This window comes from Sphingomonas glacialis (assembly GCF_006439055.1).
Lineage (GTDB): Bacteria > Pseudomonadota > Alphaproteobacteria > Sphingomonadales > Sphingomonadaceae > Sphingomonas > Sphingomonas glacialis_A.
Genome location: NZ_RCZC01000002.1, coordinates 1517680 through 1534590 on the forward strand (window position 1 = coordinate 1517680; position 16911 = coordinate 1534590).

Sequence of the window (16911 nt, forward strand, 5' to 3'; positions counted from 1 at the left end):
GACAATCGGCAATGGGCCCTCATAGCGATCGCTAGCTGGACCCGCGAAATTTCCCGAAAGATGAATTCTTGGAGACGTTGCGGGTTCTGCCCCTGCAAATCGGATAGGGCGAGACCGAGGGCTCGCGCTCTGGGGAAAATCTTCCCCTCCCGGATGCGCACGAAGATAGTAGATACACTGGATCGCTTAGGGCGAAGTACTGCATAGATGTCCCCATGTTGTTCGTCCCGGACGGCCCCGATATTCCGCAGTCGCTTCTCAGTGAGCAGCGCAACGGCAATTTGATGTTCGTGATCGGCGCCGGCGTGTCCGTGGCCGCGGGGCTACCATTGTTCGGGCGTCTGGCGGAACTCGCCTATGAGCGCCTGGGCCAAGCCATCCCCGGGAAGCCGGACAGCCTCGCTACCGAGGCAGAGGTCGAGGCACTCGCGGCGGGTCAATATGATCGCCTGATCGGTCTGCTCGAGCGCAGGCTGGTCTATCGCGGGGCCGATTGGCAGCAGCCTAGGAACGAAGTCCGGAACGCGATCGCGGATCTGGTGAAACCGAAGCGCGGGGCTTCATTCGCCGCCCATCGCGACTTGCTCGATATCGCGCGCAGCGGCGACGGCATTCCAAGGATCGTCACGACCAACTTCGACACGATCTTCGAAAGGGCCTGGTACCGTCACACCAACCAGCGACTTCCAAGCAGTGCCGGCCAAGGCATGCCGGCTGTCGGCTCGCCGGAGTTTGTCGGCGCGCTTCATCTGCATGGCCGCGTTGCCGATCGGATGCTCAATCTGTGCCAGACCGATCTCGTCCTGACCGCTCCGAACTTCGGCGAAGCGTATATGCGCAACGGCTGGGCCTCGCGGACGGTCTATGACCTGATGCGCCGCTACACGCTCGTGCTGGTCGGCTACTCCGCCGACGATCCTCCAATGCGCTACATGCTCGAGGCGACCGAGGAGGGCCGGCTCAACTTCCCGGATCTGAAGCCCGCCTATGCGCTGGTCGCCGACGACAAAAGCGATGCGGGTGGATTGCGCGAGATGTGGCGGGGCAAGGGACTGCATCCGCTCATCTTCACCGTCCGGAACTACGACTATTCGCCGCTCTATCGTACGCTGCGCGAATGGGCCGATATGGTCCGCGACCCGCTTGCATGGTCCGAAACCAAGATCGCGGAGATCACCGCCACCGACCATGCGGCCAGCCCCGAGACCGAACGCGACCGGCTACGCTATCTGAACAACGCGATATCCAACACCGCGGTCGTGGCTGGCCACGCCGCCGACCCTGCGTGGTTGGAGGCGCTCGAGAGCGAGAACGAACCACTGGATGACTGGTCCTATCGCGCATGGTTCAAGGATCGGCTGACCTCCGCGCGGGCGGCACGCTACGCGGTGGGATTGCAAGGCCGCGCCTCGATACGCGTGGTGCAGTCGATCGATGTCCTTTTGCGCTTCCAAAGCGACCCGTTGCCCGAGCCTTATGCCACGTTTTGGCCTCTCTTCGTCGAAGCGCGTCTGCGACCCGAAGCAAATTCGTTCGGACGGCGGCGCAGTTCGGGCGCGGTGAGCGCGAGACGCGTCGCCGACATGGTCGCTGCCGTACAACCGCGCCTGACAGTCAGCAGAAAGCTCAGCTTCCGAGAACCGGAAACACCGCAGGGGCCGCCGCAGAATATTCACGACCTCGGACATTTCGAGTTCCGGGCCGATGAGCGCGATTGGCAGCGCCGGCTGGATAATTGGCCCAAGACGTCGCAAGCCGAGGTGAGACTGATTGAGGCGCTCGACCGGGCCTTAGTGGAGGCGCTTGAGACCGCGTCCGACGCGGGTCTTCTCGAGCACAATGGCGACCTGCCATCGTGGGACATTGCGCTGGTGCATGCCCCGGAGCCAGACGATGGTCTTGCCGAGCCCGACGATCGTCACCGTCGCGGCTGGCGACGCAATCCCCCCGATCAGTACAACAATCACTTCGGACCGCTGATTCGGCTGATGACCGGTCTGTGGCGTCGGCTGGCCGAGCGGGATCGGGTCCTGGCAGCGCGTGTCGCCGAGAGCTGGGCGAGCCGCGACGCGATGATCTTCAAGCGGCTTGCCGCATGGAGCGCGACGATATCAAAGGCTGGTCCGGCGGAAGCGATCGAGCGCTACCTACGATCGACCACGCGCGACCGCTACTGGTCTGGCGACGACAATCCTGAGCTAGTCCGCTTCTATTGCCGGCGGTGGAACCGGCTCGACCAGCGGACTCGCGACCGGCTCGAGGCCGCGATTTTGACCGGGATGAAAGTGGAATCGGTGCGGCGCTTCACCGATGCCGGGCATCGAAAGCGCGCACGCGCTCATTATACAGTGCGAGAATTGACGCGGATCGCTACCGCGGGCGGACGCCTCTCTGCCAATGCGCGATCGCGGTTGGCGGGTTTCCACAAAGCGTTTTCCGGCTTGCCCAAGAAAATGCCGGTCTTCGCGCACCTGCTGAACGCCAGCTATTCCGGATCGGGATATTCCGCGGACACCCGGGTATTGGCGCAGGTACCCGACGAAGAGTTGATCGCGAGCGCGGCGCAGGCCGAGGATTCGGATCGGATCGGTCAATCTGACGTATGGCAGGTGCTCGTGCGCGACGACCCGCAAAGGGCATTTCGAGCGCTGCTTGCGGACCAGCGTCGGGGCCTTTTCGAAGCCACTCGGTGGCAACCATTGCTGAGCCAATACTCCTATCAGGATTCGATCGTGAATCCGCCGCCCCTGCCGGATCTTACCAGGGTGATTGCAGCTGTGATGTCAGGCCCCGACGCGGCAATTACGACCATGGCCTATACGCTCGCCAATGTGATCGAGCGACGGGCTGACGCGCCGGGAAAACGCGTGTTCCCCGCCGTGCTGCGACTTTGGGACCGGTTGGTTCCGCTGGCGGCCCAAATCGACGAGCGAGACGAACAGCCTCGCGCCCTGTCCGAAGTCATCCTGTCGCACCCGTTGGCAAACCTCGCGAGCGCATTGGCGCGGATGCAGAGTAGCGTGCCGCGCACCGAAGGCGGCGGGTTCGCGAAGAGATTTCGTTCGCGGTTTAATCTGCTCGCGAAACTCGATGCGCGCGCAGGCATGATCGCACGGGCCTCGTTGACCCGAGAACTGGCATTTCTCCACTGGCTCGCGCCGGACTGGGTCGACCGCTACCTGTTTCCGATGCTCAATGCGGGCGGCGAGGCTGCGATCGACCTGATGAGCGTGGTGTCGGTTTCCGATGCTCCGCAATATTCGCCGCTGTTCAATCGCCTCAAGCGGCCAATCTTCCAGGCGCTGGAGCACGACAAAACCGACGGCGCGGCGCGGGAGCGGTTGTCGGGCACCGTGGTCAGAGCCGCCTTCGCGGTCATTCGGAAGGAAGAGGGGTTCGAACTCTCACCTGTCGAATGCCGCCATGCCCTGACACGCATGCCCAACAATGTGCTGGCGGCGATGGCATGGGAAATCTGTTCGATATTGCGTCAGATCGATGGACAGCGGGATCGCGCTACCACCTGGACAAATGTCATCAAGCCATTCCTGATCGACTATTGGCCAAACGACGTCGCGGCCCGGACGGCTGAAGTGTCCGACGATCTGGCAAAGCTTCCGGGGCTCGCGGGCCCGGCATTCGACGAGGCCGTCGATACCGTCCTCGGACTGATCCGGCCCGCAAAATTCTACGATTTGCGCCATGGGCTGGAGCTGGGCGAGTCCAACGATCCAATCGCGACATACCCGCGAACTGCATTGCGACTGATCGCTTCCGTCATCGATCGGGATGCGTCCCCGCCGAGCGACCTTGGGGAAATCATACGCGATCTCCTCGCAGCAGATCCGAATATCACCTCCGACCCTGCCTTCTGGCGGATGCGCCAACTACAAAGGCCGAACTAGGCAGGAGAGTCGGCCGGCCCGCACTGCGGATTCGGGTGTGGCACCGTCGGCACCAAGAGCGCTCTAGGGAAACGGCTCATACCTTTGGGGCGGCCCCGGACATGATGTTCCACCGCCATTCGCCGTCACGGCAATCGATCAGGAGATGGTGGGATAGCCGGGGGCGAGGTTCAGGCAACGAAATGCCCAGCGGCGTGAGGTAGGAGGTCTCGACCTTGGCGCGACGAAGCGCCTGGAAGGTGATGTTCTCCATCGAACCGCCTTTGACCACGTTCGCCGAACCGCTCAGCACCTCGCACGTATCACCCAGGCCCATATAGACCTTGGCGTGTGAGTCCTGCTTGCGCTTTCCGTCCCCCACGATCCGGTTCTCCAGCCCGAAGCGGGAGAGCATGTCATGATCCAGGCCGAATTCGATGAGAGCGGCTCGATATTCCTTGAAGGTCGCGCCGCGCGTCATCAGCATCGTGCGGGACGGATCGAGCTGAGCCAGGAGGCGCTCCCAAATGGCGAGCCGCTCAGCCTTGGTCTTCCACTGATGGGCAACAAACGGTGTCGCGAGCAGGATCTGGTCACTGAACAGCCGCCAGCGCGCGATCAGCTTCTCCAGCGCCTGCATCACATCGGTCTTGCTCAGGACGCCGGTCAGGACATCGGTCAGGTCGGTTCCGCTGACGTCGGCCAGGAGCAGATCGTCAAGCGGCGGCATATCCGACCCATCCAGGCGAAACGCGTGGTAGAAGATCGCACGATGCGGCTCGCCGCAGGAACACGGGACATCGACTGCAAAGACGGCATGCTCGACAGCGGGAAGCTGCGATCGGGCCAGCATCTGGTTCGCGGCTTGCGCGCGCCCATCGGCAACTCTCAGCCACGACTTGCCGAGCGCTAAGAACGCTGCCGCCTCCAGATCTTCGCCCGTTTTCGCGCATTTGAAGATCGCGAAGGCGTCGAGCTCGAACCGCGGCTCGTCGGGATTCATATCCAGCTGATAGACCGCGCTCGCGCCCGGCCGGGGGGCGTTACCCGTATATGGGCCGACGTCATCGTCGAACCGCTCGACGATGACGCAGTCCGCCGAATAGGATTCCATAGGATTGCGCAGATCGAACGCGAAGTGCTGGGCACATTTGCGGCACGCGACAAGCCAGCTCCCCCGATCGTTGATCATGGGAAACTTGAGTTCAGTGTAACGGTGCGGTGTATCGCACTTCGGGCAATTTGCGACGTGCTGCCGCTCTCTAGTTTCGAACATCATGCCCAAGTCTACCAAAGGCAGAGCGGCCTTCGCCATATTCTCGTGCACCGTGCAAAACCACAGCGCCGCACCAGAAGCTCAACGACAGATCGGGATCGCAGGCGCGCTTAAGAGGCGAGCGACCGTGACCTAGTCGCCCTTTACCCCATCGGCGGACGTCGCAACCTCCGGTACGCCCCAGTCCCGCGCCATCTGCTCGACATCCCGCTCGGCGCGCCGCTGCTCCGAGGCCATCCATTGCTCCAGCCGCCGCCTTTCTTCGCTGGCAAACGCCTGAACCTTGAGGCGAGGATCAGTCATCCACCCGGTGAGATGCTCATGCTCGGCGCGATTGGCCTCGACCGAACCGAAGTGGCCCATGAGAATGCCGCGTTCGCCGAGTACGCCCGATACCCGCCCGAGTAGTTCGTCGCCATCATCAAGGCGGTCGACCACGTCCATGCAAAGCCCGAAAATACCCTTATCACCGTCATAGGCGGCGAGCGTTTCGAGCACGAAGGCCAGATCGTCGCGGTCGCCCTTCTCGATCATATTCCCAAGTGGCTCGGCCACCTCGGCAGTGAGCTTTGGAAAAACATTCCCGACGAGGCGGCCGCCCCGGAAGACATGATACAGGGGACTGCGGGCGTACCAGTCGCGGGTTGTGCCGAGCAGCCGTCCCGGATGCTTGGCCAGCGCCTCGCCAAGGTCATGGATATCGAACGGAATCGGTTCGAAGCGGCGCCCGTCGCCGTTCACATCGCGATCGACACGCGTGCCGAAGAAACCGAAGACGAGGTCCGGATATTTTCCGGCGACGATCGCCAACACGCGATCGGCTTCGAAATCGATGGCCGGGATCCCGACAAAGGAATCTAGCAGCGTCCGCGATTGCGCTTCGTCCAGCGCGGTCACCATCGAGCCATCGACAATACCCCAGGCTCGGCCGATCCAATCCGGCATCCGAGCTGCGCCAAGATAGGTGACGGAGGGCAGGAACACGGCGTCGATCAACCGGGCGTCGGGCACGCGCTGATAGATATTGCCAGCCGAGTTGATCGATTCCAGCACAGCATCAACCTCGCGCAGTTCGCGGGCGCGATCCGCGACGGTCATAAGCAGATCGATATCCGCCTCCTCCCGGCGCCGGAGCCAGTCCACCAGCTGGGCCAGAAACCTGCCCTCGCCGATGAAGCGGGCGATGTGCCGCCAAACGAAATCCCGCTGCCCTCCGGCCTCGAGACCCTTGAGCAGCCCGACAAGCACCGGCGACAATTCGGCATCCATCTGCTCCAGGAAGCGCTGGCCGATATCAGGCTGCAGCTCTGCAAGCCGAGCGATGAAATCCGCCATCGGCCAGCGCTCATTACTGCCTGCCTGCTCCCCAAGGTAACGCCGCGTGCGCGAAATCCAGGCGTCTGCGTCCTCGGCCTTGGCCTGCCCAGCAATCTCGGTGAACCGCTCGGCTCGCCATGCCTCGGTAGCCTTGTGGTCAAAGACCGAGTCGCCCCAGCCCTCCGGGCGTACCGAATCACGTCCGACCATGGTTTTGTAGAGCGAGAATTCGTCGTCGGCATTGAGCGTCTCCCGCAGCGCCGACAGTTCGGCGAGCAACGCTTTCTGGGCCGCGACCAAAGCCTCGTTCTTCTCCATTTCGGCGGGTACGACATGAAAATTGCGATAGGTGTTCCGCGCGGTCACCTCGGCCTTGCGGCGAAGCTCAAGGCCCCAGCCGGCCGACATGGCGCGCACGATCGGCACGACCCGCGCCGCATCCTCCATGACAATAATCCGCAGCGCTTCGTTGCCCCCGTGGAACGGCGGGCTGGTGGCAGACCACAGTGCCGTCAAAATGGTGCTACGCGTGGAGTCGTCCTCGGCATCGCCGAGCAACTGCTCGAGCATGTCGATTGCACCCGACCGAACCTTGCGCAGCGGTTCCCCGGCGCCGACGGGACCATTGTGAAGGAGGACGGTGTTCAGCGCGCCGCGCTTGGTGCCGCTCACTTCGCACGACAGGATCTTCGCAGACATTGCGACGATCAGGCCACGCGCAGCGCGGCGCTGCTCCGCGCCGAGACCGGCGATGCCATCAACCACAGCCTGCTGCACGGCCGGACCGGCTGCCTGCCAAGCATCAAGATCATGGTCCGCGAAGCGGGCGCCGGCATCAGCCCAGATCTTCCGCTCGGCATCGCTTTGCGCGCCGGCATAGAGCCGGATCAGGGTTTCTAGGCTCAGCGTGAGATCGACGAACCACCCGCGCGACAGCAAATCCGCGGCGCGGCGGGCAACGATCTCGCCGCTCTTTCCGGGAAACTCGCCGAAGACCGACTCCACCGTGCCGGCTTCGGATCCGCGCACCCGCTCCACTGCGTCCGCGAGCCTTGGGATCACCTTCGCGAACACATCACGCCCGTCGGCCATGACCGGCATGACGAGGGTGTCGAATGTCTCAAAGGCCCCGAGAAGCTCGTCGTTGCTAGCTGAGGTCTCGATCGTCGCGAGCGTGTCCTCGAAGCTCGCATCGGCGCGGACGATACGGTCGAAGTCGCGGGCTATCTTGTCGAAGTCGTGCCCGGCAGGGAGCAGATGCTCGCGCATCACCGTCTTCATGCGCTCGTTTATCGCCTCCAGATGGCGGGGATCGACATGGTGCAGCTTGGGCTCCTTGTAGATGGTATCATGCCCCATCTCGGCCCAGGCATGATTGAGCAACGTCTGCACCTGGATCTCGGCGCGCATGCCCGTAAAGCGGCGATATTCAGGGAGAGCGGCACGATCGGGCTTCAGCTCGACGAGATAGTTGGTGCTGTCGAATAGCTTCTCCTCGGTCGCGGTGCCGGGTACGGCATGATGCTCGTTGATGTTGATGACATTGAAATTCTCGTGGATCGCGCCCGAGCTGCGAAATTGATCGACCTGCGAATTGGTGAGAAAAACGATGCGGGCGCCCGCTAGATCCTTGAGCACCTCGTCGATCGCCGATGCCGGATCAATCTTTCGGTCCGCGAGCTTTTTCTTGAGCGAGACGGGGTCCTTAGCGCGCCCTGTGATGCCGTGGGGAACCAGGTCGTGCGCGTCGACTAGCGCGGCCAGGATCGTGCGAATGGCTTCCACGAACGCCGCGTATTTCGCGCGGCCGTCCAGTTGATAATCTTCAAAGTTCATCAGCCGCATCCTGGATTAATTAACGCTATACCTTTCTGACCCAAGAAATTGGCACGGTCGACAGGCTAGACAATGACCGCAAGCACGGAAGCGGCCGCTAAGCGATCGGCCAAGGCGCGGAGGCCGTCCCGCTCTTGGGCGCGGCCGGATAAATCCGCGCAAGCTGGCCACCATTGTCCCACCAAGGCTTGTAGGTGTCTTGGCCATTCCGGAGCTGCCAGCAGCTCAGGTCGCCCCGGTCAGCGCTGAATAGCGCAAGGGTGCGGCCACAATGATCGGTCCCGAACTGCTGGAACCGGATCGATTCCATCGTCAGCGCCGCGCGCAGTGCGCTCGTCGACGCATGGGGATCGCCGGGCGCGCAACGCCGCCTCTGCTGGCAATGGCTCGCCAGCGCCGGGGCGTCGATGCCCAGCAAACGGACGCGTTCCCTCTCGCGACGCAGCGCGTCGCCATTGATGGCGGATGCAAGCGCCGGCCGCTACCGGTCTGCTTGCCTGGAAGCCGACAGTCCTTAAACGGCCCAGTTGCAGTTACAGTGCGCGGCCGATCAGCGCTCGCTGAGTGTCGGGTATTGGCAAACAACCTGCCGCTAAACATGCCGCGCGGGAATGACTGCAAAGTCCCACTTTCAGCGCTTCATCGCCTCCTTCGGCGGCAGCTCTACAGCCCTTTGCGGAGATGAATCGATGTAACGATCTGAGGTCGTGGATCGCGAAAGCACCGCTGAGCGTCGCCTCAAGGGTCTGCGGACCGAGCCTCGGGCTGCGCAACTCTGTTTGAGGCAAACTCTTAAGCAAGAACGAAAGAAATCCTTCCTCCCCAGAACCAGCAAGCCGGCGATCGATGAACCCGTCGCTTTCGCTATACTTTTCTACGAAATTTTCCCTTGATCACCTCTCCGCCGACACGAAGCTGGTCAAGATAGTCTGACCACCACTGCGCCATCCGAACCCTCTCCTCCCAGTGCGCGCCGCGATGGTAAGCAGCGCGCACCCTATCCTTCTCGCCATGCGCGAGAGCGCGCTCGATCGCATCAGGGTGCCAAAGCCCTGATTCGTTGAGCAGCGTACTAGCCATTGCCCGGAAACCGTGGCTGGTCATCTCGTCATTCTCAAAGCCCAGGCGCCGCAAAGCCACATTTAAGGTATTATCGGAGAGCGGCCGCTTCGTCGTGTGGAGCGCCGGAAACAGATATTCGCTCGTTCGGGCAAGCGAGCGCAGGTCCTGCAGAATAAACAGCGACTGGCGAGACAGCGGTACCGCGTGCGGCTGCTTCATCTTCATCCGCTCAGCCGGCACACGCCAGACCTTCTCGGCGAAGTCGATCTCGTCCCACTTGGCTTGGCGCAGTTCGCCTGGGCGCAGGAAGACATGCGGCGCAATCCTCAGCGCATGAAGGGTCTCGGGTCGCCCTTTATACTCTTCGATCGCTCGCAGCAGCTCGCCAACCTTTTTCGGCTCGATGATGGCGGCGTGATGCTTGACCTTCGGGACTGTCAACGCGCCCCGCAGAATGTCCGCGGGATTACGCTCGGTGCGCAACGTGGCAAAACCATAGCGAAACACGCGTCCCGCAAACGAACGAAGTCGGAGTGCCGTCTCGTGATGCCCACGGCGCTCCACCCGCTTGAGCACATCGAGAAGCTCGTGCGGCGTCACCAGCGCAATTGGACGCTTGGCGATGCCGGCAAGGAGCTCAAGGAACCACCGCGCCTTCTTGATGGTAGCCGGCGAGCGGCCTTCGCGCTCCATCTTCTGGATGTATTCCTCAGCGACGAGGCCGAAGGTGGTCTGCGCCGCCAGTTCGGCCTTCAACCGAGACTGACGCTTCTCCTCGACAGGATCGATCCCGTCCTCCAGCTCGGCCTTGGCCTCGTCACGCTTGCGGCGGGCTTGGGCCAGCGAGACCTCGGGGAAACTGCCAAGCGAGAGTTTGCGCTCAATACCCGAGCTTCGGTAGCGAAAACGCCAGAGCAGTGCGCCGGACGGCTGGACCAGAACGTAGAGACCGTCTGAGTCGGAGACCTTGAAGGGTCGTTCTGCTGGTTTGAGAGCCTTGATCTGAACAACGGTAAGCATGGGGCCACGCCTTCTGCAAAGTTCGTGGTCCCATGATTCGTGGCCCCTTTTTGCCGGGCCTTAGCGGAACAAAGTGAGAAATCATGGGACCGCCGACAGGCAATATACCGCAGATTTCTGCGGTTTTCCAGCATGTTCTCTTTATGTACTGGTGCCGCTTACAGGACTCGAACCTGTGACCCCCGCATTACGAATGCGATGCTCTACCAACTGAGCTAAAGCGGCGTCGACCGCGTTCGGGTGAACGGGGGCGAGGGCGGGCGCTTACCAGCTGGATTCGATGCTGACAAGCGGCCTCGGCGCCAATCATCGCCGACACCAGCAAAAACCACAGGCTTTACTCCGCGTTTACCACGCAGGGCGCACACGTGGCCAAGACAGGCGCCCGATCAAGACGGGCGGGCCAAGTGGGACGGTTGCGCAATGGACAATGTTCGCGGATTCGGGGACGATCGCTTCGAGATGGACGGCGACATCGATGCCGCCGAGGATAGCGCCGCCAACGGCGGCGGCGTGGCGGAAACGCAGATCGACGTCGGCACCGACGAGCGGCGGATGCATGTGCGCGCCTATAACCATTGGGTGTCGCTGCTCGGCGGGCGCGCCTATCCCTCGATCGAGGATCTCGACCCCGCCAATATCGCCGATTTCGGGCCGCACAGCGTGCTGCTCGATTTCTCGCTGGGGATCGAAAACCCCGCAATCGCCTATCTCGGCCGCGCGCTGCGCGAGGAATGCAGCCTCGATTCGACCGTCACGCACATTTCGGACGTGCCGAGCCGATCGCTGCTCTCGCGCCTCACCGACCATTATCTGCAGATCATCGCGAATCGCTCGCCGATCGGATTCGAGGCCGAATTCGTCAACACGCGCGGGCACAACACGCTGTATCGCGGCATTCTGATGCCCTTCTCGTCCGACGACGAATCGATCGACTTCATCTATGGTGTGATCAACTGGAAGGAGCTCGTCGACGCCGAGACCCAGGCCAAGCTCAACGCCGAAATCGCCGCGGCGGTCAGCGCTGCGCCGACCGGGCCCGCCGCGCCGATCTGGGCCGACGGTCCGAGCGGCGGGTTTGACGGCGCCGAGGCCGACGACGCCGAAGCGGACGACGCGCCCGAGCACGACGCTGCCGCCAGCCCGATCGTCCCGGCAGGCCTCGCCGATCACCTGATGCTCGCGCAGCAGACCGCCGCCGCGGTGCGCGCCGCCGATGTCCGCGGCCGCGCGACGCTCTATCGCGCGCTCGCCCGCGCGCATGATTTCGCCGCCGCGGCCGATGCCGATCCGCAGGGCTATGCCGCGTTGCTCGATTCGGCCGGGATCGCCGTCCAGCTCCGCGCGCCGATGACGCCGGTGGTGAAACTCGTCTTCGGCAGCGATTACGACAAGACGCGGCTGACCGAATATGCGGCGGTCCTGTCGCATGCGCGCCGGATCGGCGTTGCACCGGGGCAGCTCGGCGCTTTCCTCGAAGGCTTCGAGGGCGGCATCAAGGGCGTGGTCAAGGCCGAGCGCGCGGCGCGGACCCCGAATCCGAAACCGCGCGAAAGCCGCGCGCGGCTGCTCGCCGAACGCCCGACGATCGCCAGCGTCGCGATCGATACGACGGCGACGCACGGCAGCTATGTCGTCCTGCTGGCGCGCGCCGCCGATGGCGGCCGGCTCGACATCGTGGCAACGCTTGGCGACGATCCGGCATTGACCGAACGCGTGATCAACAAAGCGCTATAATAGGCCTCAGGGGGCGGTGTGCCCCCGCCCGAAATTGTGCAGCGCCACAAGTCTTGAGGTCGCGCAGTGTCGGGCGCATAGGAGCGCCCATGGCTAAAACCACGCTGAAATCGCTGTCGGACACGCTCGCTGCCCGGCTGACCAAGGGTGCGCTTCCGGGCGAAATACAGGGGTTCGGCAAGACCGAGCGACTCGACGCTGCCGCGTTCGTCGCCGCGACCGCCGAGCAGCGCAGTCCCGGCACCGCCAAGGTCGCGCTCGAACCGCTGCCGGGCACCGACCCGCGGCGGCGGATGCGCCTCGCGATCGTCAATGACGACATGCCCTTCCTGGTCGATTCGATCGCCGCGACGATCGGCGCGCACGACATCTCGATCGACCGGATCATCCACCCCGTGCTCGGCGTGACGCGCGACGCGAACGGGCAACTGGTCAGCGTCGATGATTCGGGCCCCGCCGAATCGATGATCTATATCGAGCTCGAGCGCGCCGATGCGCGTGACCGACGCGATCTGGTCGCCACGCTCGAGCGCAACCTCGCCGATGTCCGCGCCGCGGTGCAGGACTGGCAGGCGTTGCAGGACGCGATGGCGGAGGACATCGCCGCGCTCCCGCCGGGCGAAGGCGCTGCGATGCTCGCCTGGCTGCTCGACCGCAACTTCACCTTGCTCGGCCACGAGTTATGGCGCGGCACGACCGAGACGACGCTTGGCCTGGCGCGCAACCCGCAGCCAGTCCCGATGCTTGCCGAGGCATCGCGGGCGCTGGCGATCGAATGGTTCGAAAAGGGCGGCGAGGCACCGCTGCTGCTCAAGTCCAACCTCATCTCGAGCGTGCATCGCCATCTCCCGCTCGATCTCGCGGTGGTGCCGGTGCGCGAGAAAAAGAAGATCGTCGGCGTTTCGATCCATGCCGGTCTGTGGACGAGCAGCGCGCTCAGCGCCGCGCCGCAGGACGTGCCGGTGCTGCGCAAGCATCTCGCCGACCTCGAAAAGAAGTTCGGCTTCGACCCCAAGGGCCATACCGGCAAGGCGCTGACGCATGCGCTCGCCGCGCTGCCGCACGATCTGATCACCGCCTTCACCCCCGAAGCGCTCGAAGAGGTCGCGCTTACCGCGATGTCGCTGGCGGACCGCCCGCGGCCGAAGCTCGTGCTGGTGCGCAGCGTGCTCGGGCGACATCTGTTCGCGTTCGTCTGGCTGCCGCGCGACGACCTCACCACCGCGCGACGGATCGCGATCGGCGACTTGCTGGTCGAGGCGGCGCATGGCGGGCTGCTCAACTGGGCGATCGCAATGGACGACGTCACCGCGCTGATCCGCTTCACGATCGACGTGCGCGGCGGCGGGGTGATGCCCGATACGGCTGCGCTCGATGCGCGGATAGCGCGGATGGTGCGCGGCTGGGTCCCCGCGGTCGAGGCGGCGCTGGCCGAACTGGTCGAGCCGGCCCGCGCGACGCGACTGGCGCTGCGCCACGCGGCGACCTTCCCGGCAGGCTATCGCGCGGCCAACGCCGCCGAGGAAGCGGCGCAGGACATCATCCGCCTCGCGCGGCTCGAAACTCCCGAGGATCGCTCGGTGCGGATGTACCGCGACGCGAAAGGCGCGGCGCGGTTGAAGATCTATCGCCAGGGCGGCGCGCTCGCTTTGTCCGACGCGGTCCCGGTGCTCGAGAATTTCGGCTTCCGCGTGATCGAGGAACTGCCGACCGCGCTCGCCGATGACGAGAAGGGCTTCGTCCATGAGTTCCTCGTCGAGGCCGCCGGCGTGCGGCTCTCGGCGGATACGACGGTGCTCGAGGATGCGATCCAGGCGGTGCTTGAGGGCAAGGCCGAGAACGACGCGTTCAACCGGCTGATCGTCGATGCCGCGATGGCGCCGGCGTCGGTGCTGCTGTTCCGCGCCTGGTTCCGCTATCTGCGCCAGGCAGGGCTGACCTACGGCCTCGTCACCGTGGTCGATGCGCTGCGCCGCGCGCCCGAGGTGGCGGCGGCGCTGATCGAGCGGTTTGCCGCCGCGCACGATCCGGCACACGCGCGCACCGGCGTCGAAGCCGCCGATGCGGCGATCGACACCGGGCTCGACGCGGTCTCGGCGATCGACGACGACCGCATCCTGCGCAGCTTGCGCAGTGTGATCGCGGCGACGCTGCGCACCAACGCCTTCGCCACTGCCGGGCAGACCGCGCTGGCGTTCAAGCTCGACAGCCATCTGATCCCCGGCCTCCCCGCCCCCGTGCCATGGCGCGAGATCTGGGTCTATTCGCCGCGGGTCGAGGGCATCCATCTGCGCGCCGGCCCGGTCGCGCGTGGGGGCCTGCGCTGGTCCGACCGGCGCGACGATTTCCGTACGGAAATCCTCGGGCTGATGAAGGCGCAGCGCGTCAAGAACGCCGTGATCGTGCCGACCGGTGCGAAGGGTGGCTTCTATCCCAAGCAGCTCCCGCTCGCGTCGAACCGCGATGCGTGGCTTGCCGAGGGGACCGAGAGCTACCGCGTGTTCATCCGGACCTTGCTGTCGATCACCGACAATATCGTCGAGGGCGCGGTGGTGCATCCCGCCGACGTCGTGATCCATGACGGCGACGATCCCTATTTCGTCGTCGCCGCCGACAAGGGCACCGCGACCTTCTCCGACGTCGCCAATGCGATCGCGCTCGAGCATAATTTCTGGCTTGGCGATGCCTTCGCCAGCGGCGGCTCGGTCGGATACGACCACAAGGCGATGGGCATCACCGCCAAGGGCGCGTGGGTCTCGGTCCAGCGCCACTTCGCCGAGCGAGGGCTCGACGTGCAGACGCAGCCGATCCGCGTCGTCGGCTGCGGCGACATGTCGGGCGACGTGTTCGGCAACGGCATGCTGCTCAGCCAGACGCTCAAGATCGTCGCGGCGTTCGACCATCGCCACATCTTCCTCGATCCCGATCCCGATCCCGCGGCAAGCTGGGCCGAGCGCGAACGCATGTTCGCCCTGCCGCGCTCGTCCTGGGCGGATTACGACACGTCGATCATCTCGAAGGGCGGCGGCGTGTTCGCGCGCACCGACAAGGTCATCAAGCTCTCCAAGCAGATCCGCGCCGCGCTGGGTATCGAGGCGAGCGAGATCGAACCCGGTGCTTTGATATCGCTGATCCTGAAAGCCCCGGTCGATCTGATCTGGTTCGGCGGCATCGGCACCTATGTGAAAGCGCGTGCCGAGAACAATATCGCGGTCGGCGATCCGGCGAACGACCGCCTGCGCGTCGATGCCGAGGACCTGCGCGCCACCGCGATCGGCGAAGGTGCGAATTTGGGCGTCACGCAGGCCGCGCGCATCGCGTTTTCGGCCTATGGCGGGCGGATCAACACCGACTTCATCGACAATTCCGCAGGCGTCGATTGCTCGGATAACGAGGTCAACATCAAGATCGCGCTCAATCGCGAGATGATCGAGGGCCGGCTCGGCTATGAGAAGCGCAACAGCTTCCTCGCCAGCATGACCGACGACGTCGCGCACATCGTGCTCGAGGACAATCGGCTGCAGACGCTCGCTTTGTCGATCGCCGAGGCCGACGGCGCGCGCGACGTGCCGAGCTATGTCCGGCTGATCGAGATCTTCGAGGCAGGCGGCTCGCTCGACCGCGTCGTCGAGGGGCTGGCGGGCAATGACGATCTGCTGCGCCGCTCGGCCGAAGGGCGTGGGCTGACGCGGCCCGAGCTTGCCGTGCTGCTGGCGACCGCCAAGCTCGCGCTGCAGGCGGCGATCGAGCAATCGGAGTTGGGGCTCGATCCCGAGCTCGTCCCCGATCTCCACGCCGCCTTCCCGCCGGCGATGCGCAAGAAGTTCGGCGCCGCGATCGACCAGCATCGCCTGCGCGGCGAGATCGTCGCGACCAAGCTCGCCAACCGCATCGTCAACCGGATGGGCGTGCTCTATCCGTTCGAGCTGGCCGAGGAGGAAGGCGCGGCGATGAGCGACATCGCGGCGAACTTCGTCGTCGCCGAGCGGCTGTTCGACCTTCCCGCTCTGTGGCGCGAGATCGAGACCGCCGAGATGCCCGAAGCGGCGCGGATCGCGCTGTTCGACGAGGTCGCGGTGGCGACGCGTTCGCAGATCGCCGATCTGCTCCGCGTCACGCGCAGCGGCACCGGGCCGGGCGAGGTGCTCGCGCGGCTGTCGAAGGGCATTCGCGCGCTCGACAAGCAGACCAAGGCGCTGCTGCTCGAGGAAGCGAGCGCGCAGAGTGCGCGGATCGCATCGACGCTCGAGACGGCAGGCGCGCCGACCAAATTGGTGCAGAAGGTCGTGCGGCTGTTCGAACTCGACGGCGCGGTCGGCCTCGCCGATCTGGGCGAGCGGCTCGGGATCGACGAGACGGTGCTGACGCGCGCGTTCACGCGGTTGGGGCAAGCGCTCGGGCTCGACTGGGCGCAGGCCAATGCCGCGCGGATCGCGTCGAGCGATCCGTGGGAGCGGCTGCTCATCGCGGGCCTCGCGCGCGACTTCCAGCAGTTGCGGCTCGAGTTCCTCGGCCGCGGGGCGAACGGTGTTGCGGGCGATCCTCAGGCGCTGGTCGAGCGCTGGCTCGCCGAGAATGCCGGGCGCGTCGCGCAGTTCAAGGCGGTGGTCGATCGCGCACGGCTAGCGCCGGCGCCGAATGCCGCGATGCTCGCGCAGATCGCAGGCCAGGCGCGGGTGTTGCTGGGGCGGTAACGGCCCGCCCAAACCGTCACCCCGGAGCTGTTCCGGGGTCTACCGTACCACTCGAGCTGCCGAGGCAGGTCGCGCGGCACGGTGG

General features: G+C 64.6%; 7 protein-coding genes and 1 tRNA gene. 3 read left to right on the plus strand and 5 right to left on the minus strand.

From position 1 onward, the window contains the following. The first annotated feature begins 215 nt into the window (after positions 1-215). The gene (locus EAH76_RS11005) at positions 216-3905 is read left to right on the plus strand and encodes an SIR2 family protein (RefSeq protein ID WP_140850223.1); all 3690 of its coding nucleotides are present in this window, start codon (positions 216-218) and stop codon (positions 3903-3905) included. 76 nt (positions 3906-3981) lie between these two features. Here the strand turns inward: EAH76_RS11005 and EAH76_RS11010 are convergent, their stop codons facing one another. The 5 genes from EAH76_RS11010 to EAH76_RS11030 form a co-directional block, all read right to left on the minus strand. Then, positions 3982-5163 carry a hypothetical protein gene (locus EAH76_RS11010; protein ID WP_140850224.1) on the minus strand — a complete coding sequence of 394 codons (1182 nt, stop codon included), beginning with the start codon at positions 5161-5163 and terminating at the stop codon, positions 3982-3984. A gap of 129 nt (positions 5164-5292) precedes the next feature. Beyond that, positions 5293-8313 carry a RelA/SpoT domain-containing protein gene (locus tag EAH76_RS11015; protein WP_161989023.1) on the minus strand — a complete coding sequence of 1007 codons (3021 nt, stop codon included), beginning with the start codon at positions 8311-8313 and terminating at the stop codon, positions 5293-5295. A 97-nt stretch (positions 8314-8410) separates the two neighbouring features. After that, positions 8411-8731 (minus strand): thermonuclease family protein, encoded by a 321-nt coding sequence (locus EAH76_RS11020; protein ID WP_241659636.1) that lies wholly within the window; start codon positions 8729-8731, stop codon positions 8411-8413. A gap of 446 nt (positions 8732-9177) precedes the next feature. Continuing rightward, positions 9178-10395 carry a tyrosine-type recombinase/integrase gene (locus EAH76_RS11025; RefSeq protein ID WP_140850227.1) on the minus strand — a complete coding sequence of 406 codons (1218 nt, stop codon included), beginning with the start codon at positions 10393-10395 and terminating at the stop codon, positions 9178-9180. Positions 10396-10544: 149 nt separating this feature from the next. Next, positions 10545-10620: transfer RNA gene (locus EAH76_RS11030), tRNA-Thr, on the minus strand. Between the two features lie 198 nt (positions 10621-10818). On the opposite strand from EAH76_RS11030, the gene EAH76_RS11035 reads away from it, so the two are divergent. Together EAH76_RS11035 and EAH76_RS11040 are read left to right on the plus strand one after the other, a co-directional pair. Then, positions 10819-12132 (plus strand): PAS domain-containing protein, encoded by a 1314-nt coding sequence (locus EAH76_RS11035; protein WP_140850228.1) that lies wholly within the window; start codon positions 10819-10821, stop codon positions 12130-12132. Between the two features lie 89 nt (positions 12133-12221). Next, positions 12222-16826, plus strand: coding sequence for an NAD-glutamate dehydrogenase (locus tag EAH76_RS11040; RefSeq protein ID WP_140850229.1), 4605 nt, complete (start codon positions 12222-12224; stop codon positions 16824-16826). The last annotated feature ends 85 nt before the right edge of the window (positions 16827-16911 follow it).

Coding starts and splice junctions, on each gene's coding strand:
- EAH76_RS11005 (WP_140850223.1), top strand. CDS start 216: ATGTTGTTCGTCCCGGACGGCCCCGATATTCCGCAGTCGCTTCTCAGT.
- EAH76_RS11015 (WP_161989023.1), bottom strand. CDS start 8,313: ATGAACTTTGAAGATTATCAACTGGACGGCCGCGCGAAATACGCGGCG.
- EAH76_RS11025 (WP_140850227.1), bottom strand. CDS start 10,395: ATGCTTACCGTTGTTCAGATCAAGGCTCTCAAACCAGCAGAACGACCC.
- EAH76_RS11035 (WP_140850228.1), top strand. CDS start 10,819: ATGGACAATGTTCGCGGATTCGGGGACGATCGCTTCGAGATGGACGGC.
- EAH76_RS11040 (WP_140850229.1), top strand. CDS start 12,222: ATGGCTAAAACCACGCTGAAATCGCTGTCGGACACGCTCGCTGCCCGG.
- EAH76_RS11010 (WP_140850224.1), bottom strand. CDS start 5,163: ATGATGTTCGAAACTAGAGAGCGGCAGCACGTCGCAAATTGCCCGAAG.